This is a genomic window from Bradyrhizobium sp. dw_411 (assembly GCF_018449695.1).
GTDB lineage: Bacteria > Pseudomonadota > Alphaproteobacteria > Rhizobiales > Xanthobacteraceae > Bradyrhizobium.
Genome location: NZ_JAAVUY010000019.1, coordinates 1 through 17,974, shown reverse-complemented (window position 1 = coordinate 17,974; position 17,974 = coordinate 1). Strand labels below are relative to the sequence as shown.

Below are 17,974 nucleotides of genomic sequence, written 5' to 3'. Positions count from 1 at the left end.
ACATACGAAAAAGCTCCCGGGGGAAAAACCCGGGAGCATGATCGTTCGGAGTTCAGTTCGAGGTGACCTTGATGAAGCTTGGGAACTTCAGCGTGCCCTTGGCGACTTCCTTGGGCCAGACGCTGACCTGCTTGCCATCCTGCCACTGCAGCATCAGTCCGGTGATCAGGCCCTTGCCGTATTTGATCGAATGGGTGAACGGGTCGTCCTTGCCGTAGAACTGGACGCGGCCGATGGTGCCTTCCCAGTCGGTCTTTTCCAGCGCGTCGACCAGCTTGTCGGCGTCGGTGGTGCCGGCGCGCTTGACGGCGTCGGCGATAAAATAGACTTCGTCATAGGCCGTGTAGCCGGCATAGGACGGATAATTGCCGAACTTGGCCTTGAAGCCGTCGGCAAAGGGGATCGACTTCGGCGTCACAGGAACGCCGGGGCCGGAGACGCCCTGATAGAGCACGCCATTGGATGCGTCGTTGGTGTCCTTGCCGAAGGTTTCGTTGGTGGCCTGCGAGGCGATGCCGAGCATCGGGATCGGCACCTGCTGGTTCTTCCACTGCACGGTGGGCTGCACGCCGACATGTGAAATACCGGTGATGATCACGTCGGGCTTGGAGCCCTCGATCTTGTTGAAGATCGGCGTGAAGTCGGTGGTGTCGGGCGAGAAGCGGATGTGATCGAGTACCTTCAGCCCGGCCTTGGGCAGGCATTCCTCGTAGCCGATGTCGAGCGGCTTGGTCCAGGCGGCGTCCTCGCTCATGATGACGGCGGTCTTCATGTTCTTCTGCTCGGCCAGCAACTCCTTGGCGGCGTCGCAGACCGACAGCGCCAGCGCGGCGGAAGTCAGATAGCCGTGGAAGGTGTATTTGTTCTTCTCGTAATCATTGTGGACGCTCTTGCTGATCTCGTTGGACGCAGCGCCCGGCGTGATGAACGGCGTCTTGAGGCGCGACGCCCAGGGCTCCAGCGCCAGCACCACTTCGCTGATGTAGCTGGCGATCACCATGTGGACCTTGTCCTCATTGACCGCGCGCTGGAATGCGCGAACCGAGTCGGCCGAGGAGGAGTGGTTGTCATAGGTGACGATTTCGATCTTGCGGCCGTCGACGCCGCCCTTGGCGTTGATTTCGTCGGCGGCCATCTGCGCGGCCTGCGGGATCGATGCGCCGGCGATGGCCTGCGCTTCGGCGATGACGCCGATCTTGATCGGGTCCGCGGCCAGGGCCTGACCGGACGCCGTCGCGAGCAGGCCCAGCGCGGTCGCGCCGAGCAGCCTCGACAAGGACCGGGATAGGGGCGATCGGGATGTTTTTGTCATGTCGTTTCTCTCCACTGTAACTGATGGCCTTGTTGATCGGCCTTGTTCATTAATGTTGGGGGCATTCTAGCGGTGCCTGCGTCCTCAGCAAGCGAAACACCGCGGCGGCTCGTTCATGTCGGCGAAACTAAAGTAGGGAGGCGCGGTCGAGCATTCGTTAGCGCGGGAAATCGCTGCAGAGCGGTGGGTATTTTACAGGCAATAGCGAGCGGTGGATGTTTTGTTGATATTTTTCAAATGCTTGCACGAAGATGGAAAATTCCCGCAACCACGAAAGGTCTATTGGGCGAAAGCAAGCGGGAGCAATGCGTCGCGTGCCCGGCCGACCGCTTCGCCGTAATCGCGGGTTTTCGTCTGCCGGAACAGACGCGCGTCGGGATACCAGGGGCTGTCGTCACGATCGAGCAGCCAACGATAATCGGGCGTGTAAGGCAGCAGAATCCAGGTCGGGCATCCAAGGGCGGCGGCGAGATGGGCAACACTGGTGTCCACGGTAATCACCAGATCAAGGCAGGACACCAAGGCAGCCGTCTCGGTGAAATCCGTAAGATGAGCGGTCAGGTCGATAATGTCGGCCCGTTCGAGCAGCGTCGCCTTGTCCGCAGGTCTCGGGTCCTTTTGCAGACTCACAAATGTTGCGTCGACGTCGAAAAGAGGCGCCAGCGCGCGCAGGGGTAGCGACCGGTTATGGTCGTTCGCGTGGTTTGGGTTACCGGACCAGACCAGGCCGACCCGCAATTTGTCGTGCCGGCCAAGGCGCTCTTCCCAGGCTTGCACGCGGCTCTCCGCAGGGCGAGGCAGATACGATGCCGGCGACGGAATGGTGTCGAGCCGGGTCCCGAAGGCCAGAGGCAAGCTCATCATGGGGCAATGGATGTCGAACGCCGGCAGCGCATTCACGGCTGACGTATTCATCGTTGAGGTCGCAATACAGTGGGAAACTCCGGGGAGATCCGACAACAGAAGGCGCAACGCGTCCTGGACAACAAACACGACGCGCGCGCCGCGTTCTGCCAGCATCGGCAGGTACCGCGCGAACTGGATTGTATCTCCAAATCCCTCATCCGCGGCGACGAGGATGGTCTTGCCCTCAATGGCTCCATCTCCGAGCCACAGGGGTTGCAAGAATTTGGGATAGGTGGTCGAGAGCGGCGGAACCTTCCACCGCGCCTCGCGTCCCGCCCAGCCGGCTTCGAAATTTCCGGTCAGCATGTGAAGATGGGCCGACCCCAAATGCGCCACGGCATCGTTCGGATCTGCTGCCTTTAAACCGTCATAGATCGCGAAAGCGTCGTGGAACCGCCTGGTCTGTGTGAACGCGACGGCTTTGTTGTGAAGAGCATCCGGAAAATTCGGACGAAGCACGAGCGCCCGGTCGAACCATTCCAGCGCCTCTTCATCCCGGCCATGCGATCGAAGGAGAATGCCGATATTGTTGCATGGCTCGGCATTGGTCGGATCGAGCGCTTGCGCTCGTCGCGTGTCGGTCAAGGCTTCCGCGAACCTTTTGAGGCCGTACAGGCACATCGCGCGGATGCTCAATGTCGGAACGTGGTTTGGCTGCAACGCGTCGCACAGATTGAAGCAGGAGAGCGCCTCTTCCAGCCGCCCCAATCTGTGGAGGATGATTGCGCTGTTCTGCATTACGTCCCAACGATGGGGATCGAGTTTGAGCGCCTGCTGAAAGCTCAGCAGCGCGTCCGCCGGACGCCCTGCCTCGACGAGGGCATCGCCGAGATTCTTCCACAAATCGGCATTTTCAGGGTTGATCTGCGCCGCTTTCTCGTAGGCCTTGAGGGCCTCTTCGCGTCGCCCCGACTGCCATAATGCCGCGCCGAGCGTCAGAAGAAATTTCGGTTGGGGATTCTGCCGAATGGCGCGGGCGATCCACTCTACGGCCAAATCGTATTGTTTGGCCTGGAAGGATAACAGCCCCATCAGATAGAGGGTGTCTGCGTGATTGGAATCTATGGCGAGCGCTTGCTGGCAGCAGGTTTGCGCGTCGAGATAGCGCCCGGCCCGTATGTGATTGAGGCCAGCCTCGCAAAGCGCAGCAGGTGTACTTATGGCAGACGTATTTGCGGCGGGCGTATTTGCAGCAGGTATATTTGGAGCAGGTATAGTTGGGGTGCTACCGCTGGAACCGGCCCCGGATTTGCGAGCGGCTGCCCGGCGTTCAAGACGATTCATCGGTAAATTTCAACGTTTCCCGCACGACAACCTCTAGATGATTCTCCTCCGCCGGAAAAGTTGTTTGGCGCGAGGCAACACCGGCAGGTGTTTCCATCGTCATATTTGCCGGGAGCCACCTCACAGGCATGAACGGGTGTGAAGATCAAGCGCTGCCGAATCAGTGATAAGCATGGCGCATCGTTTTCGACAGGTTGTGCCCCGCGGATGACCGCAGACGCTCGCATCAGCAACAAGGCGGTTCGCAAAGGCATGGCTCATCTCGAGGCCGGCCGCATCGACAGCGCGGAGCGGCTGTTCCGCGGTGTCCTGCTATCCGAACCCCGTAACGCTGAAGCCAACCACGCGCTCGGCGCCTTGGCGGTTCGGCAGGGCAAGCCGCAATCCGCGCTTTCGTTCCTGACCGCGGCGCTGCAAGCGGACCCGCAACAGGGCCAGCACTGGCTTTCCTTTGCGGAAGCGCTATTACTGACCGGCGCGGTTGGCGACGCGCGCGCTGTTCTCGACCGTGCAATCGCACGCGGATTTTCATCGCCCGCCTTGAAAATCCGGATCGACCACGCCGAACTTCATCATCATGCGCGCGATCACCACAAAGCCGGGCGGTTTACGGAGGCCGAAAAGCTTTATACCGCGATCCTGTCGGCCGATCCCGGTCACGCCGATAGCCTTCACATGTTCGGCCAGCTCGCGCATCAGACCAGCCGCGCCGAGGCCGCCATCCGGTTGATCAGCGAGGCGATCCGCCTGAAGGGCGATGTCGCCGAATTTCATTGCAGTCTCGGCATCGTGCTGGCCGAGTCCGGGCGCCTCGAAGAGGCCAAGCAATGCTTTGAGCGCGCGCTCGCGCTGCAGCCGGGCAGTCCCGAAGCCCAGACCGGTCTTGGCTATGTCTATCGATCGCTCGGCCAGGTCGACGAAGCCATCAGGCGATACAGCGCCGTCATCGCGGCAGGCGTGAATACCGCTGACGCCCATAACAACCTCGGTGCGCTGCTGTTCGATCTCAACCGGCTGGACGAAGCGGCGGTCCACGGCATGGAAGCGTTGCGTCAGAATCCCGACCTCGCAGAAGCGCACAACAACCTCGGCAATGTCTACCGGGAGACCGGCCGGCTCGATGAAGCGCTGCGGCATTATCGCGAAGCGCTCCGGCTCAAGCCGGGCTATGCGCCAGCGTGGAATAATATCGGCAACGCGCTGAAGAGCCAGGGCAAGCTCACTGAGGCGATCGCGAACTTCCGGACTGCGATCAGCCTCGATCCCGGTTTTTTCCCGGCCCATAGCAACCTGATCATGACGCTCGGCTATTCGGCCGAGGTGCCGCACGAAATGCTGGTCGAACAGGCGCGCCAGTTCAACGACGCCGTCGCGGTACCGCTGTTGCGGACGCGCGCGTTCGCGAACGTGCCTGACCCGGGCCGGCGGTTGCGGATCGGCTATGTCTCCGGCGATTTTCGCAATCATGTAGTCAATTATTTCTTCGAGCCGTTGCTGGCGCATCACGCCAAAGACGATTTCGAGTTCTTTGCCTATGCCAACATGCATGCCGAAGATGACGTCACGGGGCGCTTGAAGCAGCACTTCGACCATTGGCGCGATATCCGCGCCTTGAGCGACGATGCTGCCGCCGATCTGATCGAGGCCGATGGCATCGATATCCTCATCGACATGTCCGGCCATATGGCCGGCAACCGGATGCTGCTGTTCGCGCGCAAGCCCGCGCCGGTTCAGGCGACATGGTTGGGCTTCACCACGACGACGGGCGTCAAGGCGATCGACTACCGGATCACCGATATCTATGCCGATCCACCCGGGATGACCGAACATCTCAACACCGAGACATTGTGGCGCCTGCCGGCGACGTTCTGCTGCTATCAGGCCCGCGCCGGCATTGCCGACCCGATCGATCATCCGCCACGGGACGACAACGGGTTTACGACATTCGGCTGTTTCAACAATTTCACCAAGGTGACTGACGGCACATTGGAGTGCTGGGCCGAAATCCTCCAACGTGTCGGCGATGCGCGCCTGCTGCTCGAGATCCCCGGCATCGACGGCGCGGAATTCCGCGCGGAGACGCAAGCACGGCTGGCGCGTCTCGGCCTGCCGCTCGATCGTGTGATCCTGGAGCCACGCAAGAGATCCAACCAGTATGTGCTCTACAACAAGATCGACATCGCGCTCGATCCATTTCCCTTCAATGGCGGCGCGACCACGCTGGACGCCACGTGGATGGGCGTTCCCGTCGTGTCGTTGGCCGGGAAATATTTCACCGCCCGAATGGGGGTGACGATCATGAACAACATCGGCTTGCCGGAATTGTCGGCCGCGGACGAGAAGACCTACGTCGACATCGCCGCGAACCTCGCGACCGATCCGTCGCGGCTGCGGGCGATCCGGCACAATCTGCGGCAAAGGATGAGCGGCAGCCCAATCATGGATTACGCGGCGTTTGCCCGCGATATCGAGAGCGCCTACCGCGGCATGTGGCAGGCCTGGTGCACAAAACAATCAGAGAAAGCGTGAGCCGCGGATGAACATGAACGCTCGCCCCGGCAATAAGGCGGTTCGCAAGGGCCTGGCTCATCTCGAGGCCGGGCGCACCGACAGCGCCGAGCGGCTGTTCCGTAGCGTCCTGCAATCGGAGCCCGGTAACGCCGAGGCCAATCACGCGCTTGGCACTTTGGTGGTCCGGCAAGGCAAGCCTAAATCCGCGATTGCCTTCCTGACCGCGGCGCTGAAGGCGGACCCGCAACGGGGCCAGCACTGGCTTTCGTTCGCGGAAGCGTTGCTGCTGGCAGGTCAGGCCGGCGATGCCCGGACGATCTTCGAGAATGCGGCGACGCGCGGGTTTTCATCGCCTGAGATGGACGCACTGAAACCCCGGATCGACCGCGCCAATGTTTATTGGAATGCGCTGACGCTGCAAAGAGAGGGGCGTTCGGCGGAATCCGAAAAGCTTTATGCCGCGGTCTTGCCGGCGGATCCCGGTCATGTCGAGAGTTCCCGCATGATCGATCAATTGATCGCGGCTGGCGTCAACGTAGCGGACGCGCAGGCCAATTTCGGTGCGCTTTTAATCGATCTGGGCCGCCCGGCCCAAGCCTTGGCTCAGTTGACCGCGGCGCTTCGTCAAAATCCCGAGCATGTCCACGCGCATAACAATCTGAGTATGCTTCTGAACGATCTGGGCAAGCCGCTTGAAGCCATCGCGCACGCAACCGCCGCGCTGCGTCAGGATCCCGGTCTCGCGGAAGCCCATAACAACCTCGCCAACGCGTTGATGGAGACCAACAGACTGGACGAAGCGATCCGGCACTATCGGGAGGCGCTTGCGCTCAATCCGGACTACGCGATGGGCTGGAACAACCTGGCCAACGCGCTCAAAGCTCAGGGCAAGATCACGGAGGCGATCGCAAACTATCGAACCGCGCTGCGCCTCGATCCCGGTTGTTTGCTTGCCCACAGCAATCTGGTCATGACGCTTGGCTATTCGGCCGAGGTGCCGCACGAAGTGCTGGTCGATCAGGCGCGCCAGTTCAACGTTGCCGTCGCGGCGCCGCTGTTGCGAACGCGCGCCTTCACCAACACGCTAGATCCCGCCCGGCGCTTAAGGATCGGTTATGTGTCCGGCGATTTTCGCACTCACGCGGTCAATTATTTCTTTGAACCGCTGCTGACGCATCACCGGAAAGACGATTTCGAATTCTTTGCCTATGCCAATATGCCTGCCGAGGATGGGGTCACCGCGCGGTTGAAGCCGCACTTCGACCATTGGCGCGATATCTGCGGGCTGAACGATGACGCCGCAGCCGATCTGATCGAGGCCGACGGCATCGATATTCTCATCGACATGTCCGGCCACAGCTTCCGCAACCGGATACTGGTATTCGCGCGCAAGCCGGCACCGATCCAGGCGACGTGGCTTGGTTTCACCACGACAACGGGTGTTCAGGCGATCGACTACCGGATCACCGATATCTACGCCGATCCGCCCGGGATGACCGAACATCTCAACACCGAGACACTGTGGCGCCTGCCGGCGACATTCTGCTGCTATCAGCCCCGTGCCGGCATCCCCGATCCGATAGACCATCCGCCGCGCGACGACAACGGATTTACGACATTCGGCTGCTTCAACAATTTCACCAAGGTCACCGACGGGGCCTTGCGGTGCTGGGCCGAAATCCTCAAGCGCGTGACCGATGCGCATCTGTTGCTGGAGATTCCCGGTATCGATGGCGCCGAATTTCGCAGCGAGACAGAGGCGCGTCTGGCGCGTCTCGGCCTGCCGCTCGATCGCGTGATCCTGGAGCCACGCAAGCCTTCCAACCAATACGTTCTCTACAACAAGATCGACATCGCGCTGGATCCATTCCCTTTCAACGGCGGCACCACGTCGCTGGACGCGTTGTGGATGGGCGTTCCCGTGGTCTCGCTTGCCGGGGCTTACTTCACGGCGCGGATGGGGGTGACGATCATGAACAATATGGGCTTGCCGGAATTGTCGGCCGCGGACGAGAAGGCCTACATCGACATCGCGGCGGGCCTCGCGACCGATCCGTCGCGGCTGCGGGCGATCAGGCACGATCTGCGGCAAAAAATGAGCGACAGCCCGATCATGGACTACCCGGCCTTCGCCCGCGATATGGAAGCCGCCTATCGCGGCATGTGGCAGGCTTGGTGCGCGAAGCAGCCAGCGAGGGGGTGATGTTCCATCCTTCGAGACGCATCGCTTCGCGCTGCTCCTCAGGATGAGGTCTGAGCCAGGAAAAACTCGGACCTCATGGTGAGGAGCGCGTCTTCGCGCGTCTCGAACCATGAAGTAACACAGACATTCTATCCCCGCTCACCGATCCTGTGAACCGTGACGTCCTCGATCGCCTGCCACAGCGCGATTGTTTTCCGATAGGAGAAATGTGGCGTTTGCTCTGATGTCAGCAGATCCCGGCACAGCGACGACAGGATCGGCACCCGCCGATCCTGCGTGGCGTCAGACGCTTCGCCAAACGGGTCGGGCAGCGATATCGCCAGGGAAAGCGTAGGCGCACGGACCAAAAATTCCGTCTGTGCGGAATTCGAATCCACCTCAACCTCGCAGCGCGCGCCCTGGTGGTTCGAGAGCGTCGCGCGCCAGACTTCAGCTTCATCAGGCTGCGCGGCGACCGTACCCGACGCCAATACGCGATCAAATCCCAAATCGGCCAACAGGCTGATGAGCTGGATGCCGTAGAACCGTAACGCGCCGCCGCCTTCGGCACTGGATCGTTTCCAGTTCGACAGATTAGCCTTGTAGTGATGCGCGCGGAATGTCCATTTGATCTGAAGGTTGCCGGTCGGCGATCGACCCATGAGATCGCGGCCCCAATCGGTGAAGCCGAACATATATCCCATGCGAAGCATTTTCCCGGAGACTTCAATCTGGTCTTGCACCTGCGCGGCAAGCGCGGGCGTCGGCGCCAACGGTTTTTCCAGCAGCAGGCGCTCCAGTTTGTCCTGGCGGAGAATTTCCGCGATCAGGCCGGCCTGGTCGGCGGGCCGGCGCGCAATGACGAGGGCTTGCGCGCGATCGATCGCGGCGTGCTCGTCCGCGACCCAATCGATCCCGGCGGCAAAGCCCGATAATTCCGCGCGGGTCGCGACCACAGCGCGATAGCGCTCGGGGAGCAGGACGCGGCATGGCAGCGCCGCGAGGGCAGGGAGGTAGCCATAGAGTCCAAAGCCGGAACCAAGAATCGCAACGTTCATCCCGGCTTTCATCGCGCCATTCATGCGGCGAAATCGCGGGGCGAGATGATGTTGATGATCTCTCCGCTAAAACCGCGGCCGCGCAGATAGGTCTCGATTTCCTCGGCGATATGCCAGGCCATGTTGATCAGGGGCAGGGCACGGTTCGCGGCCGGAAAGGCGTCATCCGAAAGAATGGGAATCCGTGTGCCCGGGACCATCTGTCCAATTTTGCCCGAACCCGGCTTTTCATAGACCGCGTCGATAAGATTCCGATCGAGGCCCAGCATCTTGATCGGGATCGCCGCGCGGCCGGGAAACGCCTTGCCGGCCAGCGGGCCATGTCGGGCGACGGCGGATTTGATTTCATCCAGCTTTTTGGTGTGCCAGCGCGCGATCTCCTGCGGCATCCGCGACAGCTCGTCGCCATAACCGCGCTCGCGTTCGAACAGCGCGCTGTTGCTTTCGCCGTCGTGTTCCGCGCGGCTGAGAAACACCCTGATGTTGCCGCCATAGCGATCGGGAAACTCGACATGCGACACGGACATGCCGAGCGACCGTGCGATGAACTCGAAGGACGTCGCGCTGTAGGTGCGCGGATGCTCATGATAGAACGTGTCGAATTGCCGCTTGGCGATGATCGATCCAAGATAATGGTTCTCGATCACGATGTGGGTCGCGGGCTTGGTCAGGATGCGCAGCGCGCGGATCACGGCGGCGAGATCCTCGATATGCGCAAACACATTTGTAAAAGTGATAATATCAGGCTGCCCGAATTGAGCGGAAAAGCTGGCTGCGACATCCTCGCCGAAAAACGCATTCAAAACCTGATGCCCCGCCGCAGAAGCATCCGCTGCGGCCCCGGTCGGCTCAATGCCGAATGTTTCGGCGCCATGCTCGGCGAAGATCGAAAGAAGACTGCCGTCGTTGCAGCCGACATCCAGCACTTTCTTGGCCCGGAGGTCGCCGTATCTTTCCACGCAGGCTGAGACCAGGCGGCGCATGCCATTGAGTACGTCGAGCGTCTGGCGAGAGCGGTAATGATAGGTCGATGGAAACAGATCCTGCTTTGGAACCTGAAACCGTTGATGCGCGGTGCGGCAGGTATCGCAGAACAGGATTTCGATCGGATATTCCCTGCAGACACGATCGTCGCCGATCGCAACGAGGTCGTCGCACATCGGGTGCCGGCCGAGATCGAGCACCGGCCGCAGCGCTGCAGAACCGCACACTTCGCATCGGCTGATTTCGGTAAGGCCGGAATGGGTCATCGGTTGCTTTTCATGATGGTGGTGTTTCTGAACGATCCAGAACCCGATTGATCTGCGCGATCGTCACATCGCGCATCGAAGCTCCCTCGTTGAAGCGCTTGTACCACTCGACCGTCAGGTCCAGCGCCTGTTCCAGCGGGAGGGTGGGATTCCAGCCGAGTTGGGTATTGGCCTTGGTGCAATCGAGGCGCAGATACGCGGCTTCATGGGGATGTTCGCCGGTGTCTCTGACCCAACTGGCGTCAGCGCCCCAGCGGCGCACGAGATGATCGGCGACTTCGCCGACGGTGACTTCGCTCCGGGGGCCCGGGCCGAAATTCCAGCCTTCGGCAAAGCGCGGCCCTTGCTTGATCAGCGCTTCGGCGAGGAGGAGATAGCCGAGCAAGGGATCCAGCACGTGCTGCCAGGGCCGGACCGAGCGCGCGTTTCGGATATTTAGCGTTTCGCCGTTGCGGAACGCGCGGATGGCATCGGGTACCAGCCGGTCGGCGCACCAGTCGCCGCCGCCGATCACATTGCCGGCGCGCGCGGAGGCGACTTGCGGCCCGGAGGCATCGGAAAAATAGCTGCGGCGATAGCTCTGCGTGACCAGCTCGGTGCCGGCCTTGCTGCTGCTATAGGGGTCCGATCCGCCGAGCGGGTCGCTCTCGACATAGCCGCGTGCAAGGCCGGCATTCTCGTAGCATTTGTCGCTGCTGACGATGACGGCCGCGCGCACGCTGTCGGCGTGCCGGATCGCTTCCAGCACATGAACGGTGCCCATGACGTTGGTCATGTAGGTCTCGGCCGGCTGAAGGTAGGAGCGTCGAACCAGCGACTGCGCCGCCATGTGCAGCACGATCTCGGGGCGGAAGCTTGCGAATAGCGGCGGCAGCGCGGTGGCATGATTGATATCGCCGATCGTGTGCCGCAGATCGTTGGCAATTCCAGCCACGTTGAACAGCCCGTCATCATATTCCGGCGGCAGCGCAAATCCGCAGACCTCGGCGCCGAGCATACGCAGCAGGAGCGTCGCCCATGCGCCCTTGAATCCGGTATGGCCCGTCAGCAGAACGCGCCGGCCGCGCCAGAACGCCCGGTCGATCACCATTTTCTCCATTTGGCGTCGCCCGACGCCCAGCATTGTTCAAGGAAGTTCTTGTCGCGGATGGTGTCCATCGGATGCCAGAAGCCGCGATGGACATAGGCGCGAAGATCGTCGCTGCGCGCGAGCGACTGCATCGGCAGGTCTTCCCACACGGTCGCGTCGTCGGCGATCAACTCGCCTATCTGAGGCGACAGCAGAAAGAATCCGCCATTGATCCAGCCGCCATCGTCTTCGGGCTTTTCCTGAAACGTCAGGACCCGGTCGCCCTCGACCGCGATGGCGCCGAAGCGCCGCGCCGGACGCACCGCGGTCACAGTCGCCTTGCGGCCATGGGCGCGGTGAAAGGCCAGTTGCGCCGCGATATCGATATCGGCGACGCCGTCGCCGTAAGTCAGCGCGAAGATCTCGTCCTTTTCGACATGATGAAGCACGCGCTTGACGCGGCCGCCGGTCTGGGTGTGTTCGCCGGTTTCGACCAGCGTCACCCGCCACGGCTCGGCGGTCTCCCGGTGAACTTCCATGCGGTTTTCCGCCAGATGAAAGGTCACGTCGGAGGTGTGCAGAAAGTAGTTCGCGAAATATTCCTTGATCAGGTAGCCGCGGTAGCCGAGGCAGATGATGAAATCCGTGAAGCCGTAATGGCTGTAGATTTTCATGATGTGCCAGAGGATCGGCTTGCCGCCGATCTCGATCATGGGCTTGGGCCGGACCGCGGTTTCCTCGGAAATCCGGGTCCCGAGACCTCCGGCCAGAATGACGATCTTCATGCGGATGCCGCCGTTGTGAGACGCCTGGACCGCGAATCAGCGCGTGGCGATGCGCGATACTAGAGCGTTTTCGAGCGAAGTGGACGCCGGTTCGCATAGCAATCAAGTTCACGCAGATTGCGTAGACTTATCTGCGGTAGAAAACGCGTCAAAACAAAAGACTAGAGCCCTATCGGTTCTGATTTAGTCAGAACCGATAGGGCTCTAGCAGACGAAGCTGCTGGCAGGCGTCTGCGGCGGGTACGGCAACCTTATCCGTCGATGATGGCGACCGCCCGGGTCCAGCCCGCCGAGGCGCGTTCGATCTTGACCGGGAAGCAGGACACGGTGAACCCGGTCGAGGGAAGCTGTTCCAGATTGTGCAGCTTCTCGATGTGGCAATAGCCGATGTGGCGCCCGGCCTTGTGGCCTTCCCAGATCAGGCTGGCGTCTTTGGTTTCGGCGAATTTCTTCGCGGTATAGACGAAGGGCGCGTCCCAGCTCCAACCGTCGATGCCGGTCAGCCGCACACCGCGTTCCAACAGATACATCGTGGCTTCATAGCCCATGCCGCAGCCGGAATTGACGAAATCCGGCTGGCCGTATTTGGCGCCGGCGCTGGTGTTGACCACCACGATTTCGAGCGGCGACAGCGTGTGGCCGATGCGCTTGAGTTCGGCCTCGACATCCTTGGCGGTCACGACATAGCCATCAGCAAAATGGCGGAAGTCGAGTTTGACGCCCGGCTGCAGGCACCATTCCAGCGGCACCTCGTCGATGGTCCAGGCGCGCTCGCCGCGATTCATGGTCGGGTGATAGTGATAGGGCGCATCGAGATGGGTGCCATTATGGGTCGAGAGCTGGACGGTTTCCATCGCCCAGGCCTGTCCCTCCGGCAGATCGGCAGCCTTGAGACCGTCGAAGAAACCCAGCATTCGCGGCAGGCTCTGCTGGTGGTCATGGTACTCGATACGCGGGTTGATGCCCGGCGGATCCGCCGGGACATCGTTTTGCAGCGGCACGGAGATATCGATCAGGCGTCTGGCCATAGTGGTTCCCTAGCGGTTCCTTGAAAGTCTATTCTTAATTCCGTCCGCGCCGCTGTCGACTTAAGCCAGCGTGACCATCCCGGACCAGAACTGCTGTTTCTTCGCCGAGGCGTCAACCTCGTAATTGCGTACGAAGGTCAGCTTGCCGTCGTCGCCGATCCGGAACACGCCGAGTGCAGCAGGCTGGGTCGTCCCGTCGCGCAGCGGCATCGGCCAGACCGAAGCGGTCACGAGCAAACGCCCGCTGTGATCGATCCCGAAAGTACGCAGGTAATTGGCGTGGGCTTCGACGCTTTTGAGCAGCTTCGGCTCTCCGGTTTTCTGGTCGATGGCATACGCTGTCACTGAGTTCTCACCGCCCGCGAGCACCTGTTTGCCCTCGACCTCCGTAGTCGTATAGGCGCGGTTGGTGAGATAGACGAAGTGGCCGTTGGGATGAATATGGATCGGTCCCGCCTGCTGTTCGAATTTCGATGCGGGATCGGCCAGCGTCTCGGTCATGAAGATAGGATCGCGCGACAGGCCGGTCACGGGATCGCGCTTGTAGACATAGAGCTTGTTCTGGCTCTCGATCGAGACATAGACCCATGGCTGGGTCGGATGAAAGTCGAGATGCCGTGGTCCGAAATGCATGCCATCGCCGGGCTGGATCGCGGCCACGTTGGAGAGTACGCCGTCCTTGAAATTGAAAAACTTGATCGAGCCCGGATCGATGTTCTTGTCGGTCGCCGCGTTATTGCCACGCGTGACCAGGATGACGTTCTTGTCGTCCGGCGTGACGCGAATCTGGTGAGCGATTTTGCCGGTGTCGAGACCCTCGGGCTGGTTGACGCGGTCGCCAATCGTGCCATCTTTGTTGATGCGATGTACGGTGACGTTACTGGGATTGTTATAGGCGATCAGGAGATATTCGCCTGATAAATTGACGCTGGTGTGAATCGGGCGCGAAGGCAGCGCCACTGTTGAGCCATGGGGCGTCAGCGCCCCGCTTGCCGGATCGATCTTGAAGGCAGTCGCGACATGCTTGTTGCCGACGGCGCCCGCCGACATGCCCACCGCGCTTGCTGAGCCCGGGCCGCCATCGCTGGAGACGACATAAAGATATTGTTTCGACGGATGCGGCCAAGCGTACTGGATATTCGCCGCGGTCGATACCGTACCGCGCTTGGTGAGGGTGGCGCCATCGACATCGACGTCATAGAGCGTCAGCTCGGGTCCGGTGCTGGCATAAAACACATCTTTGGATTTCGCAGATTTGGAAGTCATGGCTTTTGAAGTCATGGCGCCCTGTCCGAACGAGGCTTTCGGTGCGGCGATAATTGCTCCGGCGAGAAGGGTGGTGAAGGTACGACGGTCGACCATTTTTTCCTCCGTTGTTATTTTTGTTTAGATTTGCATCGCAGGCGAACTCACGCAACGCCGTTCCCGACAGACGAGGCATGCGGCGTTACGGTCGCGTGCAGTGCGGCCGGGCCGGCAGGCACGCGATACCAACATTCGAGCAGACCACACCCTCGGGATTTTTGCCGCACGAACGGCAGTCATCGGTCCACGCCGTGCAGCCTGCGTTGGCTCCTTTCGCAAAATCCTCGAGCCGGCCCGTGTCGGCTGCAGGTGTGGACTTGTGTTGCGTTCGGGAATGCCGGGGGATCAGCGGCAGATCGGCCGCAAAGGCAGATCCGATGTCGAGAGCAAGACTCCCGGTCAATACGAACAATCCGACGATTGCGGTCCGGTATCGGAGCGACATGAGGTTTCCCTTCCGAAATGCGCGATAACGGCGCTACGCTACTTCGAGCAGGATTTCGACCAACCGGTCGGGCATATCGACCATCACATCGTGGCCCGACGGCACTTCATAGGTTTTCCAGCCGGGCATCGTCTTCATCTTCGCCAATGTCTGGTCGAACACCGGACTGTCGAAACCCCTGGCGCGAATGTAGGTCTTGCGCGCGATTGTCTCGTGGGCACCGACGGCCGTAACTTTCTCGGCCACGGCCGCCAATGGGTGTGGCGTGCATTTGGCATCGACCCAGGGCTGATCCTTGATGTTGACCTTGAAGGCCGCCGACGGAACAGGTTTCGCCACGAGATCGCCGCGCGCGACGGCTTCTTCGAGCGCCTTGCGAGGCCCGGGGTTGGCGAGCGAGATCAGATTGTCGCCGGGCTGCGGCACGAAGGCGTCGAGATAGACGATCGAGGCCACGGACGGGGCGATCTGCTCGACGGCCTGCGTGATCACGAACCCCGCTGAGGAGTGACCGACCAGCACGATGTCCTTCAGGTCTTCCCATTTGATGAGATTGACCACGTCGTTGACATGCGTCGTGAGATTGACGTCCCTGGTCAGGAGATGCGAGCGGTCGCCAAGCCCGGTCAACGATTCCGCATAGACTTTATGCCCCTTGCGCTCCAGCGCATCGGCGACGCGGCGCCAGCACCAGCCGCCGTGCCAGGTGCCGTGAACAAGCACGAAGGTTTTTGGGGCAGCTTGAGCCTGCGCGGCGCCGCTCGCGATCATGGCGCTTACAGCAGTCATCGCGCCGAGAGCGCTCCGGCGGGTTATTTCAAAATCTTTACTGGCGTCTTTTTCAGACATGGGCATTTCCTCGCTGGCCTTTTCTGTTGCAGGCCTTCCACACTGGCGCGGGACGATACCGAGCGAAGCGGTGATCGTCTACCTCGCGAATGTCACTTCCTGCAGAGCGCCGCAGCCCTGTGGTCACGGACCCTTTCGCATCCGTGGGCGATTGGGCTAGGTTTGCGTCATGAAATTACCGCGCCGTCAGTTTCTCCATCTCGCTGCCAGCGCCGTTGCGCTGCCGGCGCTCGCGCGGCGGGCATCGGCGCAAGCCTATCCGTCGCGCTCGGTGCGGCTGATCGTCGGTTTCAACGCCGGTGGCGGCAGCGACATTGTCGCGCGGTTGACCGGGCAGGGGCTGGCCGAGCGGCTCGGCAAGCCCTTTGTCGTTGAAAACAGGACCGGCGCCGGAAGCAACATCGCCACCGAGACCGTCGTGAACGCGCCGGCCGATGGACACACGTTGCTGTTGACGACAACCGCGAACGCGGTCAATGCGACGCTTTACGACAAGCTCGGCTTCGATTTTGCGCGCGACATCATGCCGGTCGTGGGGCTATTGCGCGCGCCCAATGTCATGCTGGTGCATCCGTCGGTGCCGGCCAAAACCGTTCCCGAGTTCATCGCCTATGCAAGGGCCAATCCGGCCAAGGTCAATATGGGTTCCGGCGGCAATGGCGGTCCGGTCCATATGGCCGGTGAATTGTTCAAGATGCTGGCGGAGGTCAATCTGGCGCATGTGCCGTATCGCGGCGAATCCGCCGCGCTGACCGATCTGCTCGGCGGACAGGTGCAGGTGGTGTTCGCGAGCATTCCCTCGTCGATCGGCTATATCGCGGCCGGTCAATTGCGGCCGCTGGCGGTCACGACGACGACGCGCTCGGCGACGCTGCCCGATATTCCCCCGCTGGTCGATTTCGTGCCGGGCTATGAGATGAGCACTTGGTATGGTCTCGGCGCACCCAAAAACACGCCGGCCGCAATCATCGAGAGGCTCAACATCGAGACCAATACGGTGCTGGCCGACCCGGCATTCAAGGCGAAGCTCGCCGATCTCGGTGGCGCGATGCTGGGCGGCTCGCCGTCTGATCTGGGTTCGCTTATTTCCGAGGAAACCGAGAAGTGGGCTAAGGTCGTCAGGTTCGCGAAGATCACGCCGATCTGAAGTCCTGATTGTTGGAAATATCATCCATGCCGATTCTCCGATCCCTGGTGTTATTGATCGCGCTGCTGTCGCCGGCCTTCGCGGAGGATGGCTCGCAAGGCGCGGCCAGTGCGAAAGAAGCCGCGCAGGCGCTGCAGGTCTATCTCGACGGTGTCGCCAAGGAGGGCGGCCGTCCCGATTACACCAAGCCGCCGGCATCCGATCTGTTGCAAAAAGTCTTCGATCTGGCGCAACTGAGCGCGCTGCCGCCGCCCACGGCTTCCGATGTCGGCTGGCTGGTGCAGTGGTTCACGGCGGCAAGCCTCGCCAACAAGCAGATCGTCTATTTCGGCACCAAGCCCGGCCCGGATCCCGATGAAATGACCGTGCTGCGCAATCTCAAGGAATATGAGAACCAATATGCCCAGGCGATGAATTTCATGATCCGGGTGGCGGCGCGCGAGTCGCGTGCGCTGGATCTGTTCATGGAAGCGCTGACGCCGGAACAGCGCACGCCGGTCCGCGAAGCCGGCTTGTTGAAGGCCCGCAGCGGCGCCGCGGAATTGCTGGCCAGTGCGATCGGCATCGTGGCGCAAGGAGTGGGGCCGGACAATGCGCGCCTGATGAGCGCCGCGCTGAAGGACACGCGCGATATCTGGGCAACGTATTTGCTGCCCGACGACCGCAAGCAAATCCTCAGCTATCTGGCAAAGGCCACGGAGATCGTGACGGACGCCGGGGTGAAGGCCGACCTGATGGCGGTCGGCGGAACGCTCTCGGTGGTGAAGTAGTCGGTGTAGCAACGACGGAAGTGCACTCCCCCTCCCGCTTGCGGGGGAGGGCCGGGGTGGGGGTGCTTCCGCG

13 protein-coding genes are annotated in these 17,974 nt (G+C 61.3%); 4 read left to right on the top strand and 9 right to left on the bottom strand.

Annotated features, from left to right (window positions below):
* Window positions 1–52: 52 nt before the first annotated feature.
* Window positions 53–1,312, bottom strand: a complete 1,260-nt coding sequence (locus HB676_RS27040) for an ABC transporter substrate-binding protein (protein WP_213741537.1) — start codon at window positions 1,310–1,312, stop codon at window positions 53–55.
* A gap of 279 nt (window positions 1,313–1,591) precedes the next feature.
* Entirely contained in the window at window positions 1,592–3,379 is a 1,788-nt protein-coding gene (locus HB676_RS27035; RefSeq protein ID WP_346347439.1) for a tetratricopeptide repeat-containing glycosyltransferase family protein, read from the bottom strand.
* A 330-nt stretch (window positions 3,380–3,709) separates the two neighbouring features.
* Here HB676_RS27035 and HB676_RS27030 point away from each other — a divergent pair, with 330 nt between their 5' ends.
* Complete coding sequence (locus HB676_RS27030; RefSeq protein ID WP_213741535.1) at window positions 3,710–6,031, top strand: tetratricopeptide repeat protein; 2,322 nt, start codon at window positions 3,710–3,712, stop codon at window positions 6,029–6,031.
* A gap of 7 nt (window positions 6,032–6,038) precedes the next feature.
* Window positions 6,039–8,216: a tetratricopeptide repeat protein gene (locus HB676_RS27025; RefSeq protein WP_213741534.1), complete on the top strand. Its 2,178-nt coding sequence runs from the start codon at window positions 6,039–6,041 to the stop codon at window positions 8,214–8,216.
* A 128-nt stretch (window positions 8,217–8,344) separates the two neighbouring features.
* Here HB676_RS27025 and HB676_RS27020 read toward each other — a convergent pair whose 3' ends face one another.
* The 7 genes from HB676_RS27020 to HB676_RS26990 form a co-directional block, all read right to left on the bottom strand.
* Window positions 8,345–9,253, bottom strand: a complete 909-nt coding sequence (locus tag HB676_RS27020; protein ID WP_213741533.1) for a Gfo/Idh/MocA family oxidoreductase — start codon at window positions 9,251–9,253, stop codon at window positions 8,345–8,347.
* Between the two features lie 20 nt (window positions 9,254–9,273).
* On the bottom strand, window positions 9,274–10,503 hold the full coding sequence (locus tag HB676_RS27015; RefSeq protein WP_213741532.1) for a class I SAM-dependent methyltransferase: 1,230 nt from the start codon (window positions 10,501–10,503) through the stop codon (window positions 9,274–9,276).
* Between the two features lie 10 nt (window positions 10,504–10,513).
* Window positions 10,514–11,602, bottom strand: a complete 1,089-nt coding sequence (gene rfbG / locus HB676_RS27010; protein ID WP_213741531.1) for a CDP-glucose 4,6-dehydratase — start codon at window positions 11,600–11,602, stop codon at window positions 10,514–10,516.
* Window positions 11,587–12,357 carry a glucose-1-phosphate cytidylyltransferase gene (gene rfbF, locus HB676_RS27005; RefSeq protein WP_213741530.1) on the bottom strand — a complete coding sequence of 257 codons (771 nt, stop codon included), beginning with the start codon at window positions 12,355–12,357 and terminating at the stop codon, window positions 11,587–11,589. The genes rfbG and rfbF overlap by 16 nt, the downstream gene beginning before the upstream one ends.
* 251 nt (window positions 12,358–12,608) lie before the next feature.
* Window positions 12,609–13,385, bottom strand: coding sequence for a cyclase family protein (locus HB676_RS27000; RefSeq protein WP_213741529.1), 777 nt, complete (start codon window positions 13,383–13,385; stop codon window positions 12,609–12,611).
* A 60-nt stretch (window positions 13,386–13,445) separates the two neighbouring features.
* Complete coding sequence (locus HB676_RS26995) at window positions 13,446–14,747, bottom strand: beta-propeller fold lactonase family protein (RefSeq protein WP_213741528.1); 1,302 nt, start codon at window positions 14,745–14,747, stop codon at window positions 13,446–13,448.
* A gap of 421 nt (window positions 14,748–15,168) precedes the next feature.
* Window positions 15,169–15,984, bottom strand: coding sequence for an alpha/beta hydrolase family protein (locus HB676_RS26990; protein WP_213741527.1), 816 nt, complete (start codon window positions 15,982–15,984; stop codon window positions 15,169–15,171).
* Window positions 15,985–16,153: 169 nt separating this feature from the next.
* Here HB676_RS26990 and HB676_RS26985 point away from each other — a divergent pair, with 169 nt between their 5' ends.
* Window positions 16,154–17,131 carry a tripartite tricarboxylate transporter substrate binding protein gene (locus HB676_RS26985; protein WP_213741526.1) on the top strand — a complete coding sequence of 326 codons (978 nt, stop codon included), beginning with the start codon at window positions 16,154–16,156 and terminating at the stop codon, window positions 17,129–17,131.
* A gap of 26 nt (window positions 17,132–17,157) precedes the next feature.
* Window positions 17,158–17,901 carry a hypothetical protein gene (locus HB676_RS26980; protein ID WP_213741525.1) on the top strand — a complete coding sequence of 248 codons (744 nt, stop codon included), beginning with the start codon at window positions 17,158–17,160 and terminating at the stop codon, window positions 17,899–17,901.
* Window positions 17,902–17,974 lie beyond the last annotated feature (73 nt).